The organism is Microbacterium sp. NPDC060132, from assembly GCF_042729675.1.
GTDB classification, from domain to species: Bacteria; Actinomycetota; Actinomycetes; order Actinomycetales; family Microbacteriaceae; genus Microbacterium; species Microbacterium sufflavum.
In genome coordinates, this window is record NZ_JBHWXU010000001.1 from 1,932,048 (window position 1) to 1,957,133 (window position 25,086).

The window sequence follows — 25,086 nt, forward strand, 5'->3', positions numbered from 1 at the left end:
CGTGGTCGCGCTCGCCGCCGTCGCACCCCTCTCCCGTCGCGCCGCACGTCAGCGGCCGAACGACGTCCCGCCGGTGCCTCAGGCTCCCGCCGAACCGTTCATCGCCGCGACGCCCGCGCCTGCCGTGGCCGACGTCCCCGCCGTGCCCCTCGCGGCGACGCACGAGGCACCCGCCGAGGCCGCAGGCGCCGAGGTCATCCCGCCGGCCTCCGAGCCGTTCGTGGCCGAAGCCGACGCCGAGGGAGACGCGTTCGAGCGTGCCTCGCGCGCCTTCCGCAGCACCGGCGCCGTGCGCACCGTCCCTGCTGCGGCCGCGAGTGCCCGGTCGTTCGCCAGCGCCGCCGACGCGCAGGGTGCGGCGGCCGAACACGTCGCATCGCGTCCCCGCCGTCTCCGGCGCTTCGTGACGGTCGGCGCGACCGTCGGTGTCATGGGTCTGGCCGGACTGCTCGCGGTCTCCATGACGCTGCCCGCCGAGGCCGTCGCCGCCGCGCGCGGAGGGTCGATGGCGTCCACCTCCCTCGTGACCGCTGCCGCCGCCGACGCCGCGGGGTCGGCGAAGGACGAGATCCAGGCCTTCGTCGCGCCCTCCGACGTGCAGAACGCACCGCTCACCCGCAACGACGACTACAGCACGGTCTCGCTCGTCGAGGTCGCGGCCGAGCAGGGCATCAACTACTCGGGCGAGGTCTTCACCAACGACCCCGACGCCGCGATCCAGTGGCCGTTCATGGTCGGCGTCGGCATGTCGTACGGCTATGGCATGCGCAGCGGACGCCTGCACGAGGGCATCGACTTCACCCCCGGCAACGGCGCGCCCATCCAGGCGATCGCCGACGGCGTGGTGCGCACCGCCACGGAGCAGGGCGGCGCCTACGGGGTCACGGTCTACATCGACCACGTGATCGACGGCCAGACCATCACCAGCCACTATGCGCACATGCAGTACGGCTCGCTCCAGGTGAAGGCGGGCGACCGGGTCACCGTCGGCACCGTCATCGGCAAGACCGGGAACACGGGCCGCTCCTACGGCGCGCACCTCCACTTCGAGCTCATCGTCAACGGCACGACGATCGACCCGATGCCGTGGCTCCGTGCCAACGCCGGACGCACGTCGTACTGACCGGCCTGATTTCATGAGGACGCCACAGTGATGGTATTCTCGTGTGGTTGCCCCGCGAGGGGCAGCACGCCCCGATAGCTCAGTGGCAGAGCACTTCCATGGTAAGGAAGGGGTCGTCAGTTCAATCCTGACTCGGGGCTCGGAGTTCGCATCTGCGATGCGGATGCCGTGCGGCAGGGTAGCTCAGTTGGTGAGAGCGCACGACTCATAATCGTGAGGTCGCGGGTTCAAGCCCCGCTCCTGCTACAGCGCGAAACCCCCGGATACGTCCGGGGGTTTCGTCGTATCCGCGGACTAGAGTGAGAGCCGTTCCGCGCGCTCGCGCGGACGAGCGAGGCGGGCTCCCCGGAAAGAGGACCGCCGTGCCGACCCCCGCTCCCTCCGCGACCGCTGTCTACTGCCATGCGCATCGGGCGGTGATGGTCGCCGTGACGGACAGGGCGGGCGTCTCGCTCGGACTGGAGGACATCGCGGGCCCCGTCTCCTGGGACGCGCTCATCGCCGCGGGCTACGGCCTCGCGGTCGCGGCGGGCGCACTGTCCGGTGCGGTGGCCGGGCTCCGCTGCCGGGGAGTCTCCGTCGCCGACGTGCTCGGCGCGTCGATCGAGGACCCCCACCACACGATCGATCGCGCCGACCTGCGCCGCGCGGCCGCCTGGCTCGCCGACGGGCTTGCCCGCGACGAGGAGCAGCCGCTCGACGACATGACCGCCGAGGTGATCGGCACCGACGTGCTGTGGGACCCCCACGCCCACGCGGACGACGACCGCATCGCCGCGGTCGTGTTCGCGATCGTCACCGTCAGTGCACAGGCCGTCGGGGAGCGGAGCTGAGCGTGCGGCGCGCTCTGTCCCCGCTGCTCGGCTGATCCCGCGCAGGCCCCCAGGGAGCGGAGCTGAGCGTGCGGCGCGCTCTGCCCGCGCTGGCTCGGCTGATCCCGCGCAGGCTCCCAGGGAGCGGAGCTGAGCGTGCGGCGCGTTCTGCCCGCGCTGGCTCGGCTGATCCCGCACAGGCCGTCGGGGAGCTGACCGTGACACCCGGCCCCGCGCGCCGGGCCGCCCGACGATGGCCAGCGCCCTCGGCCGCACGGGCCATCCGGAACCCGGAGGTCATGTCAAGCCCCTGCGCTCGGGCCCGCCGGCACGGGAGACTGGCGCTCCACGAGGCCGAGGAACGGAGATCCCCATGTCAGACCCGAACAGCAACGCCGCCGACGATGGCCCCGAGGTGGACGCCGTCGGTGTGGACGCCGACATCGTCACCAACGATCACGACCCCGAGCCCGACGACCTTCCGGCCAGCGAAGACGACGACGACGACCTCGACGTCGCCGACCTCCCCTGACCGGTCACCGGTCCGCGGTCGACGGGTCGGACCCCTCCGACCCGTCGACCGCGGTGGTCGTCCGTCCGCCGGCGCGCTGAGCGGCCTCCAGCCGCTCCGCCTCCTCGCCACTGATGGCTTCGCCGCGTGCCACGAGTCCCGCCTGGTCGGACAGGGGGATCTGCTTGAGGAACAGCGACAGCAGCAGCGCGAGCGCCACGAACGGCACCAGGTACCAGAACACCGGGGCGAGCGCATCGGCGTACGCGGTCACGATCCCGTCGCGCACCTCGTCGGGCAGCGCGCTGAGCGTTGCGGGGTCGATGGTCGACGCGGCCTGCGACGCCTGATCCGGCGAGGCACCGGCTCCGGCGAACACGCCGAGCAGGTTCTCCGTCAGCCGCGTCGTGAAGATCGTGCCGAAGACGGCCACTCCGAGGGATGCCCCCACCTCCCGGAAGTAGTTGTTGGTGCTCGTCGCGGTGCCGATCTCGCCCGCGGGCACGGCGTTCTGGACTACCAGCACCACGACCTGCATGATGAGCCCGAGGCCCGCGCCGAACACGAACAGGAAGACGCAGATCAGCCAGATGGGCGTCTCGGCCGACAGCGTGGTCATCGCGACCATCGAGAGGCCCGTCACGATCGTGCCGACGATCGGGTAGACCTTGTACTTCCCGGTCTTCGAGATCGCGATGCCCGAGAAGATGGACGTGCCCATCAGGCCCACCATCATCGGGATCATCAGCAGCCCGGAGGCCGCGGCCGACGTGCCGGACGACATCTGCAGGAACGTGGGCACGAAGCCGATCGCCGCGAACATGCCGATCCCGAGCACCAGTCCGATGGCCGTCGCGTTCACGAAGATCGGGTTGCGGAACAGGCTCAGCGGGATGATCGGGTCCTGCGCCCTGGACTCGGTGATGACGAACGCGGTCGCGGCGACCACGAGGCCGGCGCCCCACGCCCAGGTCGCCAGCGAATCCCACCCGAACTCCTTGTCGCCGCCGAAGTCGGTGAAGAAGATCAGGCACGTCGTCGCGAGGGAGAGGAAGATCACGCCGAGCACGTCGATGCGCTTCTCGGCCTTCTTGCTGGGCAGCTGCAGCGCGACCAGCGCGATCACGAACGCCGCGATCCCGACCGGGATGTTGATGTAGAAGGCCCACTGCCACGTCATGTGGTCGACGAAGAACCCGCCGAGCAGCGGACCGGCCACGGCGGAGAGCCCGAACACGGCACCGAGCGGACCCATGTACTTGCCGCGCTCGTTGGCGGGCACGATGTCGGCGATGATCGCCTGCGACAGGATCATCAGTCCGCCGCCGCCCAGGCCCTGCAGCGCCCGGAACACGACGAACATCCAGAAGTCGGTCGCCAGGGCGCAGCCCACCGACGCGAGCGTGAAGAGCGCGATCGCGACGAGGAACAGGCTGCGACGACCGAGCACGTCGCCGAACTTGCCGTAGATCGGCATCACGATGGTGGTGGCCAGCAGGTACGCGGTCGTGATCCACACCTGGTGGTCGACGCCGCCGAGCTGGCCCACGATGGTCGGCATCGCGGTCGACACGATGGTCTGATCGAGGCTCGCGAGCAGCATGCCGGCGATCAGGGCGCTGAAGATGATCCAGATGCGACGCTTCGTGAGCAGGAAGGGCGCGTCGGCGGTGGCGGTGGCGGACATTCAGTGGGCTTTCTGTGCGGGGGAGTACAGGTCGCGCGCGAGCCGGAGACGGCGTCGGATCAGCTCGGCGAACGGCTCGGTGGAGTGGTGGTGCAGGAGCTGTTCCATGCACAGGCGCACGAGGGCACCGACGGACTGCACGAGCACCTGCGCGCGCAGCTCGGCGTCCTCGACGCCCTCGAGCCGGCGGGTGATCAGGGCGACGTCGCGCCGCTCGTGCTTCTCCTGCTGCTCGAACGCGGCCTTGAGCAGTCGCGGTTCGTGCTCGATCACGGCGAACAGCTCGGCGGCATGCTCGACGGGGTCGAACAGGGAGAAGCGGGCCACGGTGAGCTCGACGAAGTCGTCGAGCAGGTCGCCGTCGGCGGTCGCGAAAGCGTCCTCCAGCTCCTCCTGGCGGGAGTCGATCACGGTGATGCCGAAGACCGCGTTCTCCTTGCTCTCGAAGTAGTTGAAGAACGTGCGGCGCGACACCCCGGCCTCGGTGCACAGCTCCTCGATCGTGAAGCCGGCGAAGCCTCGTTCGACCGTCCAGCGCCGCGCCACCGAGGTGAGCGCGCGAGACGTCTCGCGCTTGCGCTGCTCCCTCGTCGATTCTGCACTTGCATCCATAGAGTGCAACTTTGCACTTTCAACCTTGGAGTGCACTGTGAGAGTGCGTTTCTCTGCCCGCCCGGAAAAACCCTCGACGAATTCGTGACATCCGAGGTGCCTCATGCGTCTTAGTGGTGTCGTAAGAACACGGCCCGCGCCCCACGGTGCGGACACACGGATGAAGGAGCTCGAGATGGCGAACGTGACGGGGGGCAGCCAGCCCAAGGCTCAGGTCGTACCGACGGCGCAGGCCGCAGCGGTGGGGAAGACCACGATCGAGGACGCGGTCGTCGCGAAGATCGCGGGCATCGCGGCCCGTGAGGTCAGCGGCGTCTATGCGCTCGGCGGCGGGGCGGCCCGCATGATGGGCGCGATCCGAGACGTGCTGAACACGACCGACCTCTCGCAGGGCGTGAGCGTGGAGGTCGGCGAGACGCAGGTGGCCGTCGACGTCACGATCGTCGCGGAGTACCCGGTGTCGCTGCAGAAGGTGGCCGACGACGTGCGCACGGCCATCCACCGGGCCATGGTCGACCTGGTCGGCATGGACGTCGCCGAGATCAACGTGAGCGTCAACGACGTGCACATCCCCTCGGACGACGACGCCGACGCCGAGGAGGCGCGAGTCCAGTGAACGCCTCGGTGATCGGCGGAGCTGCGGCCGCGGTCCTCGCACTGACCTGGATCGTGCTGGGCTTCTGGGCGTTCCTGCTCGTGCTCCTCGCGATGCTCGTCGGCGCGGCGGCCGGGCGCATCGCCGACGGTCGCCTGGACGTCCGGGCGCTCGCCGAGGTGGTCCGCGGACGGCGGTCGTCCTCGTGAGCGTCGAGTGGGCAGGGGCGTCGACGGGTGTGGCGGGGGCCACGTCCGTCGAGACCCGCGCCCTGCACCGGATCGCCCTCGGCATCGCCAGGGATGCCGCGGGCGTGGGGCTCGACGACATCGCGGTGGAGCTGGGCGACCGGCGCGGCGACCTGCGCGTCACGGTGGTCGTGCCCGTCGTGCTGGCGCGCTCCGACGGCACGACCCTCGCCGACCGCGGCGAGGTGCTGCGCGAGACCCTCGTGCGTCGGCTCGGGGAGCTGGCGTCGCGACGGGTGGGCGCGGTCGACGTGCGGTTCACCGGCGTGCGGCGTGCGCTCGAGCGGAGGGTCGCATGAGCGCGCCCGCCGCCACGCGCCGACTGCTGCGCCGGGAGACACGGGCGTCGCGGACCGCTCCGGCGACCGTGCTCGCCGCTCTCCTGGCGATCGTGCTGCTCGGGCTCCTGGGGTGCGGGGTCGCCGCGGCCCTCGACCCCGGGTTCCGCGCGGATGCGGCGGCGCTGCTGGCGGGCGTCGCCCAGGCGCTGTCCGCCCCTGGTGTCGCGATCGGTGCGGGCATCGCGCTGGTCGCGCTCGCCGCGGTGCTGCTGGCGCTGGCGGTCGTCCCGGGGCGTCGCGCCCGACGCGCCCGTCTCACCGGGCGCACCGCGCTCCTGGTGGACGACGGCGTGCTCGCGGACGCGATCGCCGACGGGGTGGCCAGGCGCACGGGTGTTCCGCGACCGCGCGTCGCGGTCACGGTGGGGCGCAGAGCCGCCACGGTCCGCCTGACCCCGACCAGCGGGGTGCCCGTGGACCGTGACGCGGCGCGGACCGCTGTGGTGCGCGTGCTGGACGAGGCGGGCTTCGCCCTGACGCCGCGTGTGCTCGTGGCGACGGAAGGAGTGGTCGGATGAGGCTCTCGGGATCCGTGGGGAACCGGGTGGTGCTGCTCGCCGGCGGCCTCGTGCTGCTCGCGGCGGGCGCGGCACTCGTGGCGACCGGGCTGGAGTCGGCGCGGCTGCTGCCCGCGGGGGCGGCGGGGGCCGTCTCGGCGGTCGAGCGGGCGTCCGCCGATGCATCGGCCGCGACGGTCGACCTCGGGAGCATCGGGGAGTTCCCGCTCGCGGCCGTGTCCGCCGCGGCCGCGGCCCTGGTCGTGGTCGTCCTGCTGATCGCGTTCCTGCTCACGCGGGGCCGCGGTCGCGTGCGCGAGGTGCTCGCGGTGCCGGGTCCTCGGGGGACGACCCGGGTGGACCGCGGTGTGGCCGACGGCGTGCTGGCGGAGACGCTCGCGGCTCGGGCCGACGTGGTGTCGGCGCGGACGGTCGCGCGTCGGGCGGGCCGTCGCACCGCCCTCGGGCTCGTCGTGACGCCGCGGAAGGGGGCGGCTCTGGGGGCCGTCGTCGCCGCGGCCGAAGCGGCCGTCGCGGAGTGGGACCGGTTGCTGGGCGTGGAGGTGCCGGTGGTCGTGCACGTCGCGGACCGCGGGTGGCGCGAGCTGTTCCGGTCGAGGCAGAGGATGCGCCGGTCGCTGGCCGGCGCGGGCGAGGCGGGGCACCGGTCCCGCACCGCCCGGACGTCGTCGACCCCGAGAGCCGGGGTCGCGTGAGGAAAGGAGCCGCCATGAGCGGAGAGAACAAGATCAAGGCCGCCGCCGAGAAGATCGCCGGCAAGGCGAAGGAGGTCGTCGGCGAGGTCACCGACAACGACCGGCTCGTCGCCGAGGGCAAGGCCGAGCAGGCGAAGGGCGATGTGCGGAACGCCGCCGAGGATGTCAAGGACGCGTTCAAGAAGTGATCCCGCCCGCGCAGGGGGCGCCCCCGGTCGGGGCGCTCCCTGCGGCCGAGCCGTGCGCACGGATCCGATCCGTCGCCGCACGCGCTCCGAACCTGCAGGGGAAGCGGAACGAAGGGTGGGGGAATGGCAGCGGATGGCTCTCGCGGCCCGCTGGAACAGGCCGGGGATCACATCGTCGCGGGTCGCGCCATGGACGGCGACGTCGAGGCCTTCGCGGTGCTGGTGCGGAGGTACACGCCGATGATGCGCGCGTACACGCAGCGCATGCTGAACGGCTCGGCCGAAGTGGACGACACCGTGCAGGAGGCGTTCGTGACCGCGTGGCAGCGGTTCGGCGAGCTCGACGACCCCGGCAAGGTCAAGAGCTGGCTGATGCGCATCGTGAGTCGCAAGGCCGTGGACCGGCTCCGGCGCCACCGCCCGGCGGTCGATGTGACCGAGATCGACCGGCCGGCACCCCTGCACGCCTCGCCGTCGGCGGTGGTGGAGGTGCGCGAGGGCGTCGCGGCACTGGGAGCCGCGCTGCGGGAGCTCCCGGAGGCGCAGCGCGAATGCTGGGTGCTGCGCGAGATGGGCGGGTACAGCTACGACGAGATCGCCGCGGAGCTCGGCGTCCCCGTCAGCACGGTGCGCGGGCTGCTGGCCCGTGCGCGCGGATTCCTGATCACCCGGATGGAGGCGTGGCGATGAACGACGACCACGAGAACCCGGACCTGCGCGGTCTCGGACTGGAGCCCGACGACCTCGACGGGCACACGATCGAGGAGCTCGCCGACTACCTCGAGGCGGGGCGTCAGCCGCGCGTGGCCTCGATCGAGGAATCGCCGGGGTGCCAGCTCGCCCTCGACGCGCTCGAGCGGCTGCACGGACTGGGCGACGCGCTGATGGCGGCCGACACCGCGGCAGAGCCCGCGGTCGAGGAGGGGTGGATCGACCGGATCCTGAGCGGGATCGCGATGGACGCCAGGGCGGGACGCCGCATCCCGTTCGCCTCGGACGACCCTGCGGTGGAGCTGGCGATCACCGAGGGTGCGGTGCGCGGTCTCGTGCGGGCGGCCGAGGAGGCGGTCCCCGGCGTGCTCGTCGGGCGATGCCGCCTGGAGGGCGACGTCACGACGCCGGGTGCTCCCGTGCGCGTGGCGATCGACGCGAGCGTGCTGCACGGCGAGCCGATCCGCGGGCTGGCCGACCGGCTCCGTACCGAGGTGGACGCGCGGCTGCGCCGGCACACCGAGCTCACCATCGCCGCGATCGACGTGACCGTCAAGGACATCAGGGAGGTGTCGTGATGACGCAGGATCCGACGATCGACGGCGAGGGTCGTCGCGAGCTGGCCGCCCGGATCGAACAGGTTCTGCGCGCGCAGGACGGGGTCCGCGGCGTCTACCGCTCCGGCTCGCTCATCTCGAATCTGCTCAGGGCGGGGGCCGCGGCGCTGGGCGCGACGCGCGACGCCGAGCCGATCGTGTCGGTGGCCGCGGGGGCGCGCGGGGCCGCGGTCGAGGCGTCGATCGGGGTGGACGCGGGCGCGGCGTCGGGAGAGGTCCTCCGGGAGGCGCGGGCCGCGGTGGAGGCCGTGCTCGCGGAGCAGGGGTACCAGCGCGAGAGCATCACGCTCGTGGTGGCCTACGTGCAGGTCGCCCGTGCCGCGGGGGAGCCCGTCGAGGTGGAGCCCCGCTGACCGTGCGGTCGGCGGGGCTCCGGCCGGCTCACGCGATCGCGCGCAGTCCCTCGACGAGCGGCGTGGTCGGACGGCCGATCAGCCGCGCGAGCGTGCCGTCGGTCTCGGCCAGTGCGCCCCCGCGGATGCCGGCGTCGAGGGCGACGACGAAGCCCGCGGTGCCCTCGTCGAGCCCGGCCTCGCGCAGCGCCGCGAGCTGCTGGTCGGCCGTGAGCGACACGAAGGTCACCTCGCGTCCGGTGACCTCGGCGATCGCGGCGGCCAGCTCCGTGTAGTCCCACGCGACGTCGCCGCCGAGCTCGTACACGGCGCCCGTGTGACCGGCGTCGAGCGCGACCACGGCGGCGGCCTCGGCGTAGTCGGCGCGGCTGGCGGAGGCGACGCGACCCTCGCCGGTGCCGGAGGCGAGCACGCCCGTCTCGGCTGCGCGCGCGAGGTCGGCGGCGTAGTTCTCCGTGTACCAGTTGTTGCGCAGGATCACGGCCGGGACGCCGGAGGCCGCGATCAGCTCCTCCGTGGCCTTGTGCTCCGGCGCGAGCACCAGGTCGCTCGTGGTGGCCTTCGGGGCGCTGGTGTAGACGAGCTTCGAGACGCCGGCGGCTGCGGCCGCGTCGATCACCGCCCGGTGCTGCTCGACGCGGCGGCCGACCTCGGAGCCGGACACGAGCACGACCGTGTCGATGCCGTCGAGGGCCGCGGCGACGGAGGCCGGGTCGTCGTAGTCGAGCGGCACGACGCGCACGCCGAGGTCGGCCGCCCTGGCCACGTCGCGCGCTCCGGCGACGATCGACTGGGGGTCGGCGCCGCGGGCGAGGAGGGCGGCGATGATGAGGCGGCCGAGGTGTCCGGTGGCTCCGGTGACGAGGATGGTCATGAGGGCGGTCCTTCCGTTGGTGAACACCTGCCCCAACCGGCGCGAGGCACCCGCGCATTCCATCCGACCGGTACCCACTTTGACGTAAGGTACCTACATGTCGGTGAGTTTTGCGGAAATCCGGGAGTCTTCGCCCACGGTGTTCGACCAGGGCTGCGGCACGCGCGTGGTGCTGGACCACATCATGAGCAAGTGGGGCGTGCTGGTGCTGTCGTGCCTGTCGGACGGCACGCGGCGCTGGGGCGAGCTGCGGCGGGAGGTCGACGGCATCAGCGAGAAGATGCTCGCGACCACGCTGCGCACGCTGTCGGCGGATGGGCTGGTGCACCGGGAATCCCTGCCCACGGTGCCCCCGCACGTGGAGTACAGCCTCACCCCGCTGGGACGTGACCTGATGGAGCGGATGCTGCCGCTGATGGAGTGGGTCGCCACGCATGCCGACGGGATGCTCGGTCGCGAATGAATCCACGGATTCCGTCGTGAGATGAAGTTGTGTGAGTGGAATCCGTTGCTCGAAGAAAAGGATTGACGGTATACCGCAGCTCGTCGTACTGTCTGAGCATGGCAACGACGCCCATCCACCTGGAACGACCCGACGGCAAGGGGCTGGCCGCTGGCACCCTCGGCCTGTGGGGATCCACCGTCATCGGTCTCGCCTCCACGGCGCCGGTCTACTCCCTCGTCGCGACGCTCGGCTTCGTCGTGCTCGCGGTCGGGGCGCAGGCACCGATCGCGTTCGTGATCGCCTTCGTCCCGATGCTCCTGATCGCCTTCGCCTACCGCGAGCTCAACAACGCCGTGCCCGACTGCGGCACCACCTTCACCTGGGGCACGAAAGCGTTCGGCCCCTGGGTGGGCTGGATGGGCGGCTGGGGTGTCGCGGTGGCCGGGATGGTCGTGCTCGCGAACCTCGCCCAGATCGCCTCGGTGTACTTCTGGTCCCTGATCGGGTTCGACCTGGAGAACAACGACTGGCGGATCATCCTCGTCGCGGTGCTCTTCATCGCCGCGATGACCTGGGTCAGCTGGCGCGGCGTCGAGATCGGCGAGCGCATCCAGAACATCCTGCTGGCCGTGCAGTACCTGGCCCTCGCGATCTTCGTGGTGGCCGCGCTGTGGCAGTTCTTCACCGGCGACGCCCCCGACGCCACGCCGTTCTCGTGGGAGTGGCTGAACCCGTTCGGCTTCACGGACTGGTCGGGCTTCACCGAGGCCATCCTGCTCGCCCTCTTCATCTACTGGGGCTGGGACACGTGCCTCGCGCTGAACGAGGAGACCAAGGACCCCAAGCGCATTCCCGGGCGGGCGGCCGTGCTGACCTGCGTGATCCTGCTGGTGACCTACGTCGCCGTCACGATCGCGGCGATGATGTACGCGGGTCTCGGCGAGGACGGCACGGGGCTCGGCAACGAGGCCAACGCCGACGACTTCTTCCTCGCGATCAAGGACGGCCTGCTGGGCCCGTTCGGCTGGGTGCTGGTGGTCTCCGTCATCATCTCGGCGATCTCGTCGACGCAGACGACGATCCTGCCCACCGCGCGCGGCACGCTCGCGATGGGCGTGTACCGCGCGCTCCCCGCGAAGTTCAAGGAGGTGCACCCGGTCTACAAGACCCCGTCGTTCTCGACCATCGTGATGGGCGTGGTCGCCTCCGCGTACTACGTGGGCATGACGCTCATCAGCGACAACATCCTGCAGGACTCGATCCTGTCGCTGGGCCTCGCCATCGCGTTCTACTACGCCATCACCGGGTTCGCGTGCGTCTGGTACTTTCGCGCCGACCTGCGCACCTCGACACGCGACCTCTTCTTCAAGGGGATCTTCCCGCTCGTCGGGGCGCTGCTGCTCACCGGCGCGTTCGTGCAGTCCGCGATCGACATGTGGGACGTGGACTACGGCTACACGGTGCTGTTCGGCATCGGCGGCACGTTCGTGATCGGCATCGGCTCGCTCGCGATCGGCCTGGTGCTGATGCTCCTGTGGTACCTGTTCCCGCGGTCGAAGCGCTTCTTCCGCGGCGAGAGCCTGAACCGCGACACCGAGGTGATGGTGCCGGACGAGCCCGGCGTCTCCATCCGCTCGGTCGACGGCGGCATCTGAGGCGGCGGGTGCGCGCGGGGCTGTCCTAGGCTGGCCTCGTGCGCATCCGGCTCGACATCGCCTACGACGGCACCCACTTCCGCGGCTGGGCGACACAGCCCACGCTCCGCACCGTTCAGGGCACGCTGGAGGCAGCGCTCGCCCGCATCGTGGGCTCCGACGTGCGGTTCGTGGTCGCCGGCCGCACCGACGCCGGCGTGCACGCGAGCGGACAGGTCGCACACGTTGATCTCGACGAGCGGCAGTGGTCGCGCATCGAGGCCAGGCACGGACGGGCGGCGCAGGATCCGGCGGGCTCGATCGCGGGACGCATGCGGGGTGTGCTCGGCGCCTACTCGGACGTCACCGTCACCCGGTCGACCGCGGCGCCCGAGGGTTTCGACGCGCGCTTCTCGGCCGTGTGGCGCCGCTACCGGTACCGTCTCGCCGACGGTCTGGCCGGCTACGACCCGCTGCGTCGCGCCGACACCACGAGCATCCGCGGACGGCTGGACGAGCGCGCGATGGACGAGGCCGCGCGCACGCTGATCGGCCTGCACGACTTCGCGGCGTACTGCAAGCCCCGCGAGGAGGCCACCACCATCCGCACCCTGCTCGACTACCGGTGGGAGCGCGACGCGGACGGCGTGCTGGTGGCCGAGGTGAAGGCGGACGCGTTCTGCCACAGCATGGTGCGCGCCCTCGTCGGCGCGTGCGCGGCCGTGGGGGAGGGTCGCCTGGACGTGTCCGACCTGGTGGTGCTGCGCGACGCCCTCACCAGGACCAGCGAGTTCAAGGTGCTCGCGGCCCGGGGCCTGACGCTGACCGAGGTCGGGTATCCGGCGGACGAGCTGCTCGCCGCACGGGCCGAACAGACCAGGGCCCGCCGCGACCGCGAGTCGGACTGATCGCCGGATACGGATCCCGGGCACAGCAGGGGCGGGTAGCGTGGGCACGGTCATGAAGGTCATCTCGTACAACCTGCGCAAACACCGGGCGGCCGGGGAGCTCGCGACACTCGTCGCCGAACACGACCCCGACATCCTCTGCCTGCAGGAGTGCGACGTGCCGGCGCTGCCCGACCGGATCGGGGGCCTCGTGCTCGCCGACGCCACCCAGGGCAACCGCCTCGGACTCGCGCTGTTCTACCGCGAGAGCACCTACCACCTGCAGGGCATCCGCACCCTCGGGCTGAAGAAGTCGCTGCACGACCGCATCGCGAAGCCCGCGCACGAGCGGGTGCTCGGCGCACGGCTGCGCGACATCGACGACGGCGACGAGTTCATCGTCGCGTCGTTCCACGCCGCACCGCTGACGGCGCTGAACTCGCTGCGGCGCCACCAGATCCGCGCGGCCCTGACCGAGCTCGCGAGCCTCGGGGACGGCCTTCCGCAGCTCATGGTCGGCGACTACAACTACCCCGTGTTCAAGGAGAACCTGGGGCAGGCCGTGCGCGACCACGGCTATGCGCTGTCGCTCAGCGACGACCACACCTACACGCGCTACCGCGTCTTCCGCGGTCACTACGACTTCGCGACCTCGACCGGATTCGAGATCGAGCGCATCACGACCCTGCCGCAGCGGTCGAGCGACCACCGTCCGATCCTCGTGACGGTGAAGACCGACTGACCGGGCGCGGGCCCGCGGCTGGTTTGGTCGGAGGGGGTCGGGTGGCGTATGCTGACTCTTTGGTGCCCTTCCCGTACTGCGAGGAAGACGCACATCCGAACGTGAGCCCTCCACTGGCGTGTTCGTCCCTGTCGGGAGGAACCACCCCGGAGTGGGATTCACGAACACCTCCGTTCGACAAGAAAGCAGCACTATCGTGACGCGCACTTACACCCCCAAGGCTGGCGAAGTCCAGCGCGACTGGGTCGTCATCGACGCCACCGACGTCGTTCTCGGCCGCCTGGCCTCGCACGCGGCGACGCTCCTGCGTGGCAAGCACAAGCCGACCTTCGCCAACCACATCGACTCGGGTGACTTCGTCATCATCGTGAACGCCGACAAGGTCGCGCTCACCGGTCAGAAGCTCCAGAAGAAGATCGCCTACCGTCACTCGGGCTACCCGGGTGGTCTGAAGGCCGTCAGCTACTCCGAGCTGCTCGAGAAGAACCCGGTCCGCGCCGTGGAGAAGGCCATCCGCGGCATGCTCCCGAAGAACAGCCTGGGCCGCCAGCAGCTGTCGAAGCTGAAGGTGTACGTCGGTGCCGAGCACCCGCACGCCGCGCAGCAGCCCCAGCCGTACACCCTCGACCAGGTCGCCCAGTAAGCGCCGTAACGACTAAGGACATACTCGTGGCTGACATCCAGGACACCACCGAAAACCTCCAGAACTTCTCGACGTCGACCCCCGAGACCGAGGCAGTCGAGGCGGCTCCCCGCCCCGTGCTCAGCGTCCCGGGCGCCGCTGTCGGCCGTCGCAAGCAGGCCATCGCCCGCGTGCGTCTGGTCCCCGGCTCGGGCACCATCACGGTCAACGGCCGCACGCTCGAGGACTACTTCCCGAACAAGCTGCACCAGCAGCTGATCAACGACCCGTTCACCGCGCTGAACCTCGCCGGTGCCTACGACGTGATCGCCCGCATCTCGGGTGGTGGCGACTCCGGCCAGGCCGGCGCGCTGCGTCTCGGCATCGCTCGTGCCCTCAACGGCATCGACGCGGAGAACAACCGTCCGACCCTGAAGAAGGCCGGCTTCCTCTCGCGCGACGCTCGCGTCAAGGAGCGCAAGAAGGCCGGACTCAAGAAGGCCCGTAAGGCGCCTCAGTACTCGAAGCGTTAAGGTCCACTGCTCCGATGCCGATCTTTGGCACGGACGGCGTGCGAGGACTCGCCAATGGCATCCTCACCGCCGACCTGGCGCTCACCCTGGCCCAGGCGACTGCTGTCGTCCTGGGCCAGGGCCGTACGGCGGAGGCTCGCAAGGCCGAAGGCAAGCGACTCACCGCCGTGGTCGCCCGTGACCCCCGGGTCTCGGGGCACTTCCTCACCGCCGCCGTCTCCGCGGGCCTCGCGTCCTCCGGCGTCGACGTGCTCGAGGCCGGAGTCATCCCGACCCCCGCACTCGCGTTCCTCGTGGCCGACCGCGACGCCGACTTCGGCGTGATGATCTCGGCGTCGCACAACGCGGCGCCCGACAACGGCATCAAGATCTTCGCCCGCGGCGGCCGCAAGCTCCCCGACATCGTCGAGCAGCGCATCGAAGAGGCCATGCACGGCGAGAAGCTGCGCCCCACCGGCGCAGGCGTCGGTCGCATCGACCGCTTCTCCGACGCCGAAGACCGCTACGTCGTGCACCTGCTCGGCTCGCTGCCGCACCGCCTGGAGGGCATCCACGTGGTGCTCGACTGCGCGCACGGCGCCGCCTCCGGCGTGTCGCCCGAGACGTTCCGCGACGCAGGGGCCGAGGTGACCGTCATCGGCGCCGACCCCGACGGCTGGAACATCAATGACGGCGTCGGCTCCACGCACCTCGAGAACCTCGCTGAGGCCGTGGTGCGGCTCGGCGCCGACGTGGGCATCGCGCACGACGGGGACGCCGACCGGTGCCTCGCGGTCGACGCGAACGGCACCATCGTCGACGGCGACCAGATCATGGCGATCCTCGCGCTGTCGATGAAGGAGCGCGGCGTCCTCACCGACGACACGCTCGTCGCCACGGTCATGAGCAACCTCGGCCTGCACGTCGCGATGCGCGAGCACGGCGTGACCGTGCGCCAGACCGCGGTCGGCGACCGCTACGTGCTCGAGGACATGAACGAGGGCGGCTACGCGCTCGGCGGCGAGCAGTCCGGCCACGTGATCATGAGCGAGTTCGCCACCACCGGCGACGGCCTGCTCACGGGTCTGCACCTGGTGTCCGAGATGGCGCGACAGGGGAAGTCCCTCGCCGAGCTCGCCTCCGTGATGACGGTCTACCCGCAGGTGCTGATCAACGTGCGCGACGTCGACAAGGATCGTGTCGCCGATGACGAGGTCGTGCAGCAGGCGGTGCGCGACGTCGAAGCCGAGCTGGGCGACACCGGGCGCGTGCTGCTGCGCAAGTCCGGGACGGAGCCGCTCGTGCGGGTCATGGTCGAGGCGGCCGACTCGGAGTCGGCCCGCGCCTACGCGGAGCGCCTCGCCGCCGTGGTGCAGGAGCGCCTCGCGCTCTGACGCTCTCCCGTGAGACGGCCGGTCGCTTCTGCGGCCGGCCGTTCGCGTCTCCGCCCCGGCGGGGTCAGGGCGCGGCGCAGATGCGGAAGTAGCCGCTGTCGGCGAGCGTCTCCGTGGCGCAGGCTCCGCCCGTGAGGCGCAGCTCGTGCGCCATCGCCGGAGCGTCGGCGAGCCCGAGGTGCGCGCCCGTGAGCACGATCGGCGCGACCGCCGCCCCCCACGGGTCGGCGGCGAGCCACCGCACGTCGTTGTCGGACACCCAGGTGGCGAGCGGGGCGACCGCGGCCCGCTGGCCCTCCAGGGTCACATCGCGGGGCGTGAAGCACGACACCACGTGCACGACCGCTCCCGCCGCGACGACCGCGGCGAGCACCGCCGCGCTCACGGCGCCGCCCGCGCGGACGAGCCCGCGGCGCGGGAGCCGCGGCACCGCCCACAGTGCGACAGCCGCGAGCACCGGGAAGAACGCGAACACGCCGGGCGCGGGGTGACGCACCCACAGCGGCAGCCGCGAGGCGGTCGCCCACCAGCCCACGAAGGCGAGCGCCCCCACCAGAGCCGCGAGGGCGTAGGCGATCACGATCCGCTCCTCCGCGGTGGCCGAGCGCCAGCGCCGCACCACCCCCGCCACCACGAGCACGAGGGCGAGCACGGCGGCGACCACGGCCAGCACCCCGGGCAGCGACCACGAGTCGGCCAGTGTGCCGAGCTTCTGCAGGACGGAGGTCGCCGCGTCGCCCTGTCCGCCGCTGCGCACGAACCGCACGAGCGCCCGCAGGTGCTCGACGAACCCGGCCGGCCCGAGCGACAGCAGTGCCGCGAGCTCCACGAGCGCGGTCGGCACCGCGACCAGCAGCAGCGGAAGCCACGCGCGGCGCAGCGTGTCGCGCAGCCGCGCCCAGCCCGAGCCGTCCGACAGCACCCACAGCGCGACCGCGAACGCCGGCAGCACCAGCAGTGCGATGAGCTTCGCCTGCACCGCGAGCCCCACCAGGAGCCCGGCCAGCCAGGCGCGGCGGGGAAGCACGACCAGGGCCCACACGATCAGGGCGGCCGCGGGGATCTCGCCCAGCAGATCGGCCGGCCCCTGGATGGGGGAGACACCGGCGCTCGCGGTGAACGCCAGCGGCACGGTCACGGCGAGCAGAGCCGCCCACCGTCCGGCGATCCGCCAGCCCAGCACGCCCAGCCCCGCCAGCAGCAGGACCCAGAACGCGAGCGGCACGAGTCGCGCGGCCAGCACCGGGTCCATCCCGGTCGCGAGGGTCGCGGCGACCGGGAGCAGCACGACGGGGCCGGTGGAGATCCGCGGGTCGAACGGCGTGATCGTCGAGCCGGACAGCGCGCCGTCGCTGGCGTAGCCGAGCCCGGCGAGCAGATTGCGCGGCACGGTCAGGTTGAACGCCTCGTCCTCCCAGAACCGCCACACCGTGAGACTGTGCCAGGCGAGGATCGCATGTCCCGCCAGCAGGGCGACCGCGGCCGCCCAGAACAGGATCGTGCGCGCCCGCGTCATCGGGCGACGGGCTCCGGGCGTCGCACGGCACGCAGCGGGGCGGACGGCCGCAGCGACAACTCCCACGCCTCACCGAGCGCGGCGCGCACGAACCGGCGCAGGCGCTTGGGCGGCAGGGTCACGCCGGCGCCGCGACCCCACATGGTGCCCGAGGCGGACTCGCCGCGGCGCGGGATGCTGGCGACGCGGAGGTAGCGCACGCGGAAGCCCGCCCTGGCCTCGGCCAGCGAGAAGTGCACGTGCGGCACGGTCGCCTCGGCCGGGACCGCGTCGAGCAGCACGCGCAGGGCATCGGGGCGGTAGGCGCGCAGCGGTGTGTTCACGTCGGGGATGCGGCGTCCGGCGGCGAGGGCGATCAGCAGGCCGACCGCGCCGGTGAGGCTCTTGCGGTACCAGGGGTCGGTGCGGCCGTCGCGCACGCCGTGCACGACGTCGGCCTGCTCGGCCAGGAGCGCGCCGATCAGCCGCGGGAAGTCGCTGCCGAGGAACTGCCCGTCCCCGTCGACGTGCACCAGCACCTCGGGATCGGCGGCGAGGCCGGCGCGGTAGGCGGCCAGGGCGGTCGGGCCGTGCCCGCGGTTCGCCGCCTGCACCTCGACCGTGGTGTCGGCGACACCGTCGAACGCGGCCGCCGTGGTGTCGGTCGACCGGTCGTCGGCGATGTGGAACGAGACGGTGTCGGCGAGCGGGGCCACGGACGCGCGGATCTCGTCGACGAAGCCCTCGATGCCCTCCGCCTCGTTGTAGGCGGGCATGACGATGGCGAGATGGCGGAGAGTCACGGGGTCCTCGGATGGGGGTGGCGGGGCGCGGAGGCGTTCAGGAAGTAGCCTAGTTGAGCCATGAATCCTCCCTCACGACTGCGCCGCCTCGCTGGCGTCGGCAGCCGGTTCCTCGTCGTCGGTGCCGTCAGCACCCTGATCGAGGTCGGCGTCTTCAATCTTCTCGTCTACGTGTGGGGGTGGGACGTCGTCGCGGCCAAGATCGTCGCGTCCCTCGTCGCGCTGATCAACGCCTACATCGGAAACCGCGAATGGACGTTCCGGCACCGGGACCGCCGCGGCCGGGTCTCCGAGGTGATCCTGTTCCTGGCGGTGAATGCCGCGTGCACCGCCCTGGGCGCCGCCCTGGTGTGGGTGGGGGTGGAGGCCGTGGCCGGCATCCTCGGTCGTACCCCCGGCGCCATCGCCGTCAACGCCGTGAACCTCACGAGCATCGTGATCGTCGTGGTGCTGCGCTTCCTGCTCTACCACGGCGTGGTGTTCCGGGTCGCTCCGAAGAACTGACCCGCCGGCGCCTGCGCTCAGGCCCGCACCCTCGCGGGCTTCCCGGTGCGCGAGGTGCGGGTGCGGCCGCGCTTGGACGCATGCCGTCCGGCGTGCACCGGGGTGCCGTCGGACTCGTGCGTCGCGCCGTACGTGTAGGCGCCGTAGCCGTAGCTGTCCGGACCCTTGGTCGGGAGCATGGTCACCACGATGCCGAGCAGGGCGACACCGGCGGTCTCCAGCGCGCGGACCGCGCCGGACAGCTCCTGCTTTCTGGTCTTGCCCGACGCGGCGGCGAGGATGACCCCGCGCGTCTTGGCGCCGACCACCGCGGCATCGGTCACGAGCAGCAGCGGGGGCGCGTCGATCAGCACGTAGTCGAAGTACTCGCCCAGAGACGCGAGCACCTGGTCCATGGCGGCCGATCCGAGCAGCTCGCTCGGGTTCGGCGGCACCTGGCCGCTGGGCAGCAGGTAGAGGTCGCTGGTGCCCCACTTCTGCAGCGCATCGGCCACGTCCATGCGACCGATCAGCACGTCGGTCAGGCCCGCACCGCCCTCGATGCCCATGTAGTCCGCGACGCGGGGGAGGCGCAGGTCGCCGTCGACGAGCGCGACCCTGGCTCCGGTCTCCGCGAGCGCGATGGCCAGGTTGGCGGTGGTGGTGGACTTGCCCTCGCCGGGACCGGCACTGGAGACCACGAAGATGCGCGGACCGGCGTCGAGGTTCAGGAACTGGAGGTTCGTGCGGAGGCTGCGGAAGGACTCGGCGCGCGGGCTGCGCGGGTCGGCGTGCACGATCAGCGGACGCTTGGTCGCCTCCGGGTCGTACGCGATGCCGCCGAGCACGGGCCGCTCGGTGAGGGCCTCGATGTCGTGGAGCGTGTGGATGCGGTTGTCGAGCACGGTGCGCAGCATGGCCACCGCCACACCCAGGGCGAGTCCGATGATGCCGCCGAGGATGACCAGCAGCCGCACGTTCGGGCTGGTGGGGGCCGTCGGCACCTCGGCCGGCTCGGTCACGGTGATGCGCACGGGGCTCACGGCGTCTTCCACCGCCGGCTGCTCGAGCGTGTTCTGCACCGCGTCTTGGAAGCTCACGGCGACCGCGTTGGCGATCTCGGCCGCGCGCTCCGGGTCGCCGTCGGTCGCGCTCACGTCGATCAGCACCGTGTTCAGCGGGGTCGTGGCGGTGATGCGGCCGCTCAGCTCGGCGACGCTGTCGTCCAGGCCCAGCTCCTCGATCACGGGCTCGAGCACGAGCGCGGTGCCCACCACGTCGACGTAGCTGGTCACCATCTGGCGCGCGAACGTCGTCCCCTGCACGAGGTCACCGGTCGCGGCGCCCTCGGTGCGCACCGACACGTACAGCTGCGTCGAAGCGACGTACTTGGGCTGCTGGAGAGCCGCGTACCCGGCACCGCCCGCGAGGCCGAGGAGGAGCAGGACCAGGATGAGGATCCAGTTCCGGTGCAGGATGCGCACATAGTCGCGAAGTTCCACGCGGCAGATTCCTTCTGTTGCTGGGCGGCTCCCGGACGACGGTGAACCGCAGAGTCAAATCCCGTCATTCTCCCACAGCGCGGGCGCCGTGCCGGACGGAGCGTCAGCGTGGCGCCGCGGCGGCGTACGAGGTCTGGGCGTTGTGCTCCCTGCGACCGAGCGGGGCCTTGGTGAGCACGGTGCCGAGCACCCGGGCGTCGACGGCCTCGATGCTCTTCGCGGCGGCGGCGAGTCGTCCGGCCTGCGTCGCCCCGGCCGCCGCGATCAGGATCGCCCCGGTGGTCACCCGGGCGATCACGGCGGCGTCGGTCACGAGCAGCAGCGGAGGGGCGTCGATCACGACCACGTCGAACGCCTCGCTCGCCGCATCGACGAGCTGCTGCATGGCGGGGGAGCCGAGCAGCTCCGCGGGGTTCGGCGGCAGGGAGCCGGCGGGCAGCAGGAACAGCGAGCTGCGCCCCCAGCGCTGCACCACGTCGTTCAGGCGCACGCGACCGGCGAGCACGTCGCTCAGTCCGATGCCGCCCTCGATCCCGAAGTAGTCGGCGACGCGCGGCAGCCGCAGGTCGGCGTCGATCAGGGCGACGCGGTGCCCGGCGTCGGCGAACGCGAGCGCGAGGTTGGCGGCGGTGGTCGACTTGCCCTCGCCCGGCCCGGAGCTGGTGACCACGAACACGCCCCTGCCGTCCTCGAACAGGAAGCGCACGTTGGTGCGGAGGCTGCGGTACGCCTCGGCGCGTGCGCTCTGCGGAACGGAGCTGACGGCCAGCGGACGGTCGGCGGTGTCGGGGTCGAGCGGGATCCGCCCGAGGAGCGGGACGGGGAGGGCCGCCTGCACGTCGGCATCGGTGCGCACCCGCTGATCGAGCAGCGAGCGCAGCAGGGCGACCGCCAGGCCGACCGCGAGACCGACGAGCCCGCCGACCACGAGCATCAGCTGCGTGTTGGGCGCGACCGGTGTGGTGGGCACCTGGGCGGCCTGCAGCGTCACGATGTGGATGGTGTAGGAGGTCTCCTGCTCCCGCAGTTCGAGCGTGTCGGAGACCACGGCGGAGAAGCTCTCGGCGATGCCGTTCGCGATCCGTGCGGCCTGACCGGGGTTGGTGTCGCTGACCCGGATCGAGAGGATCGCGCTGTTGAGCTGGGCGGAGGCGTCGGCGGCGGCCGCGAGCTCGGCCCGGTCCACGTCGAGGCCGAGGTCGTCGATCACGCGGTCGAGCACGATCGAGCTCGTCACGACGTCGCGGTAGGTCTGCACGACCTGGTTGGCGTAGCTCGTGGCGAGCGCGCGCTCGGTGGGGCTCGCGGTCTCGCCCAGCTGCACGGTGACCATGACCTCGGTGGTGGCCTGGTAGCGCTGCGGCGTGAGCATGGCGATCAGGGCGCCGACCGACACTCCGATCACGGCACCGGCCAGGATGATGACGAGCTGGCGGCGCAGGATCCGGAGATAGTCCTGGAACTGCATGGTTCTCCCGTGCTCGGTCGTGCGGATCGGGGGTATCGTCTCCTGAGACTACCCACTCCCCGAAGGGCAGCATGACGGCACTCCGCGATCTCTTCCCCGATGGTCCGCGCTCGGATCACCGCGCGGACGTCGTGCTCGACGACACCCACACCCGGTGGCGTCTGCGCGAGATGATCGGCGAACCGCGCCGCTCCGAGCCCGCACGGGCGCCGCTCGCGGACACCAGGGAGCTTGCGCGCATGGCGGAGGCCGCCGCGCGCACGGCCGTGCCGTTCACGGCGGAGTCGCCCCGATCGGCGCGCGAACCCCGGCGGCAGCGCCGTCGCCCTGATCTGCTGACCACGGCCGCCGCCGCCCTCGCCGTGCTCGCGGTCGCCGCGGCCGCGACCGTCGGCGGGATCCAGGCAGCGACCGCGAGCCCGGCGGCGAGCGCCCTCGAATCCCTCCAGGCGGACGAGGCCTCCATCCAGAACGCGCACCAGGCGTTGACGTCGGCCCGCGACACCCTCGTCGCCGACATCGGGACCCAGACGGCGGAGGCGACCGCGCTGCGCACCGCCATCGTCGACACCGCCACGGTGCCCGATCCCGCGTCGTCGTCGGACGACGACGTCATCGCGGTGGCCGATCCGGCCCTGGAGGAGGCGGCCGTCGCGGCCCTCGACGGGTACCTCGCCGCGCTCGCCGCGGTGACGGTGCCCGAGCTGCCCGCCGAGTATCGCCGCGCCGAGATCGACGAGAACTCGCTCGTCGACGTGGGGCAGGCGATCGACGACGCGCAGGGCGACCTGGACGCGCTCGACCAGGCGACCGCGGAGATGCGCACGATCCGCACGGCGTTCGACGCGCTGCGCCCCGCCGCCACCCCGGCCGTGACCGCGTACCTCGCGTCGTCCGTGCCGGCGGCGGCCGAGGCGACGGCGGATCGGCAGAGGGCCGAGGAGTCGTTCCGCACCGCCGTGACCGACGCCGCCGCGCAGGTCGCCGCGTCCGACCCGTGGACCCCCGGCGGGCAGGCCGCGCTCGTGGCGTACCGCGACGCGTTCGCCGCGCTGCTCGACGACCAGTTCCGCGCGGAGGTCGAGCAGGAGCGCGCCGACACGCAGCGCCGTCAGGGCGGGCAGTCCGGCGGGCAGCAGGATCAGCCGTCGGACGGCTCCACTCCGCCGCAGTCCGACACCACACCCGGGACGGGCGAGGAGACGCCGCCCGACGGCCAGGCCCCGCCGGCCGGCTGAACGACGGCACTAACGCACGGACCTGCTCGTTGCCTGTGAGACCATATCTCCAGGGGAGTGAAGAAAGTCCGGAGGGGGCGACACACTCGTGAGCAAGAAGGACGCGGCGGGCGACGTGTCCACCGGCGAGATCGCGATCCTGTCGGAGGGCTCGGTCACGCAGCGCCGACGACGCCGGTTCGCCGCGATCGTCGACGGTCTGGCGTGGAGCTTCGGCGTCGTCATCGCGATCGCCCTGCGGTTCGAGCTGCAGATGGACGCGGACTCGTGGATCGCCGCCGTCGTGCTGGCGCTCGTGGCCGGAGCCATCCAGATCGTGGTCGGGTACGCCACGGCCCTCTACCGCGGACGCTTCACCTACGGATCCTTCGACGAGGTCAGGACGCTCGCGCTGATCGTCGTGATCGAGGCGCTGCTGCTCTCGGTGGTCCTCATCCCGGTCGGCCCCCTGGTCGGCATCCCGCGCGGCACCCTCATGCTCGCGTTCCCGTTCGTCCTGCTGCTGATGTTCGGGGTGCGCTACGCCGCGCGCCTGGTGATCGAGCGCTCCCGCAAGCCGGGCGCTGACGCCGAACCCGCGCTCATCATCGGCGCCGGCTTCATCGGCGACAAGCTGCTCGCCAACATGACCACCGACCCGAACTCGCCGATCCGCCCCGTCGGGCTGCTCGACGACGACCCCGACAAGCGCAACCTGCGGCTGCGGGGCGTCGCGGTCGTCGGCACCACGCGCGAGCTCGCCGACGCGGCGCAGCGCACCGGCGCCAAGCTCGCCGTGATCGCGATCGCCCGCGCCGACAGCACCCTGCTGCGCACGCTCGCCGACCGGGCCGAGGCGGCCGGCCTGCGCGTGGCCGTCACGCCGACGCTGGAGATGATGACCTCCGGCGAGAAGGCGCTCACCGACGTGCGCGACATCAGCATCGAAGACCTCATCGGCCGGCACCCCGTCGACACCAACGTGGAGCTGATCGCCGGATACATCACCGGACGGCGCGTGCTGGTGACCGGGGCGGGCGGTTCGATCGGCTCCGAGCTGTGCCGCCAGATCGCCAAGTACGGCCCGCGCGAGCTGATCATGGTCGACCGCGACGAGACCGGACTGCAGGTCGCGCAGCTCGGCACCGCGGGGCACGGCCTGCTCGACACGAACGACGTGGTGCTGGCCGACATCCGCGACACCGACACGCTCGACCGCATCTTCCTGGAGCGGGAGCCGGAGGTGGTGTTCCACGCCGCGGCGCTCAAGCACCTGCCGATGCTGGAGCAGTACCCCGACGAGGCGTGGAAGACCAACGTCCTCGGCACGCTGAACGTGATCAACGCGTCCCGCCGGGTCGGCGTCTCGACGTTCATCAACATCTCCACCGACAAGGCCGCCAACCCCACGAGCGTGCTCGGGCACTCCAAGCGCGTGGCCGAGAAGCTCACGGCGTGGGCGGGGGAGGACACCGGCATGCGGTACCTCTCCGTGCGGTTCGGGAACGTGATCGGCAGCCGCGGATCGATGCTGCCCACGTTCCAGCGCCTGATCGCCGAGGGGCGGCCGATCACGGTCACGCACCCGCAGGCCACGCGGTACTTCATGACGATCCCCGAGGCGTGCCAGCTGGTCGTGCAGGCGGGCGGCATCGGCCGGGCGGGCGAGGTGCTGATCCTCGACATGGGGGAGCCGGTGTCGATCCTCGAGGTCGCCAAGCGCATGATCGCGATGTCGGGCAAGAACATCGAGATCGTGTTCACGGGGCTGCGTCCCGGCGAGAAGCTGCACGAGGAGCTGGTGGGTTCGCGCGAGAACCTCGAGCGCCCCTTCCACCCCAAGGTGTCGCACACGCGCGTCGACACCATCACGCCCGAGCGGCTCGACAAGGAAGGGTGGATGCGGCGGATGTTCTCGAGCCCCCGCGTCAACGACACCGTGACGATCGAGCCCGTACGCATCGGAAAGGCACCCCAGGAGTGAGTGAGCGGATCTA

29 protein-coding genes and 2 tRNA genes are annotated in these 25,086 nt (G+C 71.7%); 24 read left to right on the plus strand and 7 right to left on the minus strand.

Annotated features, from left to right (window positions below):
* The first annotated feature begins 1 nt into the window (after position 1).
* The 5 genes from ACFWCH_RS09430 to ACFWCH_RS09450 all read left to right on the plus strand — a co-directional run bounded on the left by ACFWCH_RS09430 (position 2) and on the right by ACFWCH_RS09450 (position 2,467).
* Positions 2–1,123: a peptidoglycan DD-metalloendopeptidase family protein gene (locus ACFWCH_RS09430; protein WP_378803420.1), complete on the plus strand. Its 1,122-nt coding sequence runs from the start codon at positions 2–4 to the stop codon at positions 1,121–1,123.
* A gap of 68 nt (positions 1,124–1,191) precedes the next feature.
* Positions 1,192–1,263, plus strand: a tRNA-Thr gene (locus ACFWCH_RS09435).
* A 32-nt stretch (positions 1,264–1,295) separates the two neighbouring features.
* A tRNA-Met gene (locus tag ACFWCH_RS09440) sits at positions 1,296–1,369 on the plus strand.
* Between the two features lie 116 nt (positions 1,370–1,485).
* The gene (locus tag ACFWCH_RS09445; protein WP_247981286.1) at positions 1,486–1,956 is read left to right on the plus strand and encodes a hypothetical protein; all 471 of its coding nucleotides are present in this window, start codon (positions 1,486–1,488) and stop codon (positions 1,954–1,956) included.
* A 352-nt stretch (positions 1,957–2,308) separates the two neighbouring features.
* A complete protein-coding gene (locus tag ACFWCH_RS09450) occupies positions 2,309–2,467 on the plus strand; it encodes a hypothetical protein (RefSeq protein WP_168387156.1) in 159 nt (52 codons plus the stop codon).
* 4 nt (positions 2,468–2,471) lie between these two features.
* Here the strand turns inward: ACFWCH_RS09450 and ACFWCH_RS09455 are convergent, their stop codons facing one another.
* Together ACFWCH_RS09455 and ACFWCH_RS09460 are read right to left on the minus strand one after the other, a co-directional pair.
* On the minus strand, positions 2,472–4,133 hold the full coding sequence (locus tag ACFWCH_RS09455) for an MDR family MFS transporter (RefSeq protein WP_378803421.1): 1,662 nt from the start codon (positions 4,131–4,133) through the stop codon (positions 2,472–2,474).
* Positions 4,134–4,745, minus strand: coding sequence for a TetR/AcrR family transcriptional regulator (locus ACFWCH_RS09460; RefSeq protein ID WP_247638399.1), 612 nt, complete (start codon positions 4,743–4,745; stop codon positions 4,134–4,136). It lies immediately after the preceding gene.
* 175 nt (positions 4,746–4,920) lie between these two features.
* Here ACFWCH_RS09460 and ACFWCH_RS09465 point away from each other — a divergent pair, with 175 nt between their 5' ends.
* The 9 genes from ACFWCH_RS09465 (at position 4,921) to ACFWCH_RS09505 (ending at position 9,011) form a co-directional block, all read left to right on the plus strand.
* On the plus strand, positions 4,921–5,361 hold the full coding sequence (locus tag ACFWCH_RS09465) for an Asp23/Gls24 family envelope stress response protein (protein ID WP_240744574.1): 441 nt from the start codon (positions 4,921–4,923) through the stop codon (positions 5,359–5,361).
* Positions 5,358–5,549: a DUF2273 domain-containing protein gene (locus ACFWCH_RS09470; protein ID WP_136031662.1), complete on the plus strand. Its 192-nt coding sequence runs from the start codon at positions 5,358–5,360 to the stop codon at positions 5,547–5,549. The genes ACFWCH_RS09465 and ACFWCH_RS09470 overlap by 4 nt, the downstream gene beginning before the upstream one ends.
* Positions 5,546–5,887 carry a hypothetical protein gene (locus tag ACFWCH_RS09475; RefSeq protein WP_378803422.1) on the plus strand — a complete coding sequence of 114 codons (342 nt, stop codon included), beginning with the start codon at positions 5,546–5,548 and terminating at the stop codon, positions 5,885–5,887. The genes ACFWCH_RS09470 and ACFWCH_RS09475 overlap by 4 nt, the downstream gene beginning before the upstream one ends.
* Positions 5,884–6,447, plus strand: a complete 564-nt coding sequence (locus ACFWCH_RS09480) for a hypothetical protein (protein ID WP_378803423.1) — start codon at positions 5,884–5,886, stop codon at positions 6,445–6,447. Before ACFWCH_RS09475 ends, ACFWCH_RS09480 begins: the two co-directional genes overlap by 4 nt.
* Entirely contained in the window at positions 6,444–7,142 is a 699-nt protein-coding gene (locus ACFWCH_RS09485; RefSeq protein ID WP_378803424.1) for a hypothetical protein, read from the plus strand. The genes ACFWCH_RS09480 and ACFWCH_RS09485 overlap by 4 nt, the downstream gene beginning before the upstream one ends.
* Positions 7,143–7,156: 14 nt before the next feature.
* Positions 7,157–7,330: a CsbD family protein gene (locus ACFWCH_RS09490; protein ID WP_136031698.1), complete on the plus strand. Its 174-nt coding sequence runs from the start codon at positions 7,157–7,159 to the stop codon at positions 7,328–7,330.
* Between the two features lie 123 nt (positions 7,331–7,453).
* Positions 7,454–8,020 carry an RNA polymerase sigma factor gene (locus ACFWCH_RS09495; RefSeq protein ID WP_136035291.1) on the plus strand — a complete coding sequence of 189 codons (567 nt, stop codon included), beginning with the start codon at positions 7,454–7,456 and terminating at the stop codon, positions 8,018–8,020.
* The gene (locus tag ACFWCH_RS09500; RefSeq protein WP_136031671.1) at positions 8,017–8,619 is read left to right on the plus strand and encodes a hypothetical protein; all 603 of its coding nucleotides are present in this window, start codon (positions 8,017–8,019) and stop codon (positions 8,617–8,619) included. The genes ACFWCH_RS09495 and ACFWCH_RS09500 overlap by 4 nt, the downstream gene beginning before the upstream one ends.
* Complete coding sequence (locus ACFWCH_RS09505) at positions 8,619–9,011, plus strand: hypothetical protein (RefSeq protein WP_136031673.1); 393 nt, start codon at positions 8,619–8,621, stop codon at positions 9,009–9,011. Before ACFWCH_RS09500 ends, ACFWCH_RS09505 begins: the two co-directional genes overlap by 1 nt.
* A gap of 28 nt (positions 9,012–9,039) precedes the next feature.
* Here the strand turns inward: ACFWCH_RS09505 and ACFWCH_RS09510 are convergent, their stop codons facing one another.
* Positions 9,040–9,885 carry an SDR family oxidoreductase gene (locus tag ACFWCH_RS09510; protein ID WP_378803425.1) on the minus strand — a complete coding sequence of 282 codons (846 nt, stop codon included), beginning with the start codon at positions 9,883–9,885 and terminating at the stop codon, positions 9,040–9,042.
* 97 nt (positions 9,886–9,982) lie between these two features.
* Between ACFWCH_RS09510 and ACFWCH_RS09515 the strand changes: the two genes are divergently transcribed.
* The 7 genes from ACFWCH_RS09515 (at position 9,983) to glmM (ending at position 16,121) form a co-directional block, all read left to right on the plus strand.
* A complete protein-coding gene (locus ACFWCH_RS09515; RefSeq protein ID WP_136031678.1) occupies positions 9,983–10,348 on the plus strand; it encodes a helix-turn-helix domain-containing protein in 366 nt (121 codons plus the stop codon).
* Positions 10,349–10,446: 98 nt separating this feature from the next.
* Entirely contained in the window at positions 10,447–11,985 is a 1,539-nt protein-coding gene (locus ACFWCH_RS09520; protein WP_241115371.1) for an amino acid permease, read from the plus strand.
* A 38-nt stretch (positions 11,986–12,023) separates the two neighbouring features.
* Positions 12,024–12,872, plus strand: a complete 849-nt coding sequence (gene truA, locus ACFWCH_RS09525; protein ID WP_136036436.1) for a tRNA pseudouridine(38-40) synthase TruA — start codon at positions 12,024–12,026, stop codon at positions 12,870–12,872.
* 52 nt (positions 12,873–12,924) lie between these two features.
* Complete coding sequence (locus tag ACFWCH_RS09530) at positions 12,925–13,593, plus strand: endonuclease/exonuclease/phosphatase family protein (RefSeq protein ID WP_136031683.1); 669 nt, start codon at positions 12,925–12,927, stop codon at positions 13,591–13,593.
* A 196-nt stretch (positions 13,594–13,789) separates the two neighbouring features.
* Positions 13,790–14,236 carry a 50S ribosomal protein L13 gene (gene rplM / locus ACFWCH_RS09535; protein ID WP_136031685.1) on the plus strand — a complete coding sequence of 149 codons (447 nt, stop codon included), beginning with the start codon at positions 13,790–13,792 and terminating at the stop codon, positions 14,234–14,236.
* 26 nt (positions 14,237–14,262) lie between these two features.
* Entirely contained in the window at positions 14,263–14,748 is a 486-nt protein-coding gene (gene rpsI, locus ACFWCH_RS09540) for a 30S ribosomal protein S9 (RefSeq protein ID WP_136031687.1), read from the plus strand.
* Positions 14,749–14,762: 14 nt separating this feature from the next.
* Positions 14,763–16,121 (plus strand): phosphoglucosamine mutase, encoded by a 1,359-nt coding sequence (gene glmM, locus ACFWCH_RS09545; protein WP_136031689.1) that lies wholly within the window; start codon positions 14,763–14,765, stop codon positions 16,119–16,121.
* A gap of 64 nt (positions 16,122–16,185) precedes the next feature.
* Here the strand turns inward: glmM and ACFWCH_RS09550 are convergent, their stop codons facing one another.
* Positions 16,186–17,637 (minus strand): hypothetical protein, encoded by a 1,452-nt coding sequence (locus ACFWCH_RS09550; RefSeq protein WP_378803426.1) that lies wholly within the window; start codon positions 17,635–17,637, stop codon positions 16,186–16,188.
* Positions 17,634–18,419: a glycosyltransferase family 2 protein gene (locus tag ACFWCH_RS09555; protein WP_378803427.1), complete on the minus strand. Its 786-nt coding sequence runs from the start codon at positions 18,417–18,419 to the stop codon at positions 17,634–17,636. Before ACFWCH_RS09555 ends, ACFWCH_RS09550 begins: the two co-directional genes overlap by 4 nt.
* A gap of 60 nt (positions 18,420–18,479) precedes the next feature.
* On the opposite strand from ACFWCH_RS09555, the gene ACFWCH_RS09560 reads away from it, so the two are divergent.
* A complete protein-coding gene (locus ACFWCH_RS09560) occupies positions 18,480–18,923 on the plus strand; it encodes a GtrA family protein (RefSeq protein WP_136028760.1) in 444 nt (147 codons plus the stop codon).
* Positions 18,924–18,940: 17 nt separating this feature from the next.
* Here the strand turns inward: ACFWCH_RS09560 and ACFWCH_RS09565 are convergent, their stop codons facing one another.
* Together ACFWCH_RS09565 and ACFWCH_RS09570 are read right to left on the minus strand one after the other, a co-directional pair.
* Positions 18,941–20,404 carry a polysaccharide biosynthesis tyrosine autokinase gene (locus ACFWCH_RS09565; RefSeq protein ID WP_136028759.1) on the minus strand — a complete coding sequence of 488 codons (1,464 nt, stop codon included), beginning with the start codon at positions 20,402–20,404 and terminating at the stop codon, positions 18,941–18,943.
* A gap of 103 nt (positions 20,405–20,507) precedes the next feature.
* Positions 20,508–21,872, minus strand: a complete 1,365-nt coding sequence (locus ACFWCH_RS09570; protein ID WP_378803428.1) for a polysaccharide biosynthesis tyrosine autokinase — start codon at positions 21,870–21,872, stop codon at positions 20,508–20,510.
* Positions 21,873–21,943: 71 nt separating this feature from the next.
* Here ACFWCH_RS09570 and ACFWCH_RS09575 point away from each other — a divergent pair, with 71 nt between their 5' ends.
* Together ACFWCH_RS09575 and ACFWCH_RS09580 are read left to right on the plus strand one after the other, a co-directional pair.
* On the plus strand, positions 21,944–23,110 hold the full coding sequence (locus ACFWCH_RS09575; RefSeq protein ID WP_378803429.1) for a hypothetical protein: 1,167 nt from the start codon (positions 21,944–21,946) through the stop codon (positions 23,108–23,110).
* 88 nt (positions 23,111–23,198) lie between these two features.
* Positions 23,199–25,073 (plus strand): nucleoside-diphosphate sugar epimerase/dehydratase, encoded by a 1,875-nt coding sequence (locus ACFWCH_RS09580; RefSeq protein WP_206251697.1) that lies wholly within the window; start codon positions 23,199–23,201, stop codon positions 25,071–25,073.
* Positions 25,074–25,086 lie beyond the last annotated feature (13 nt).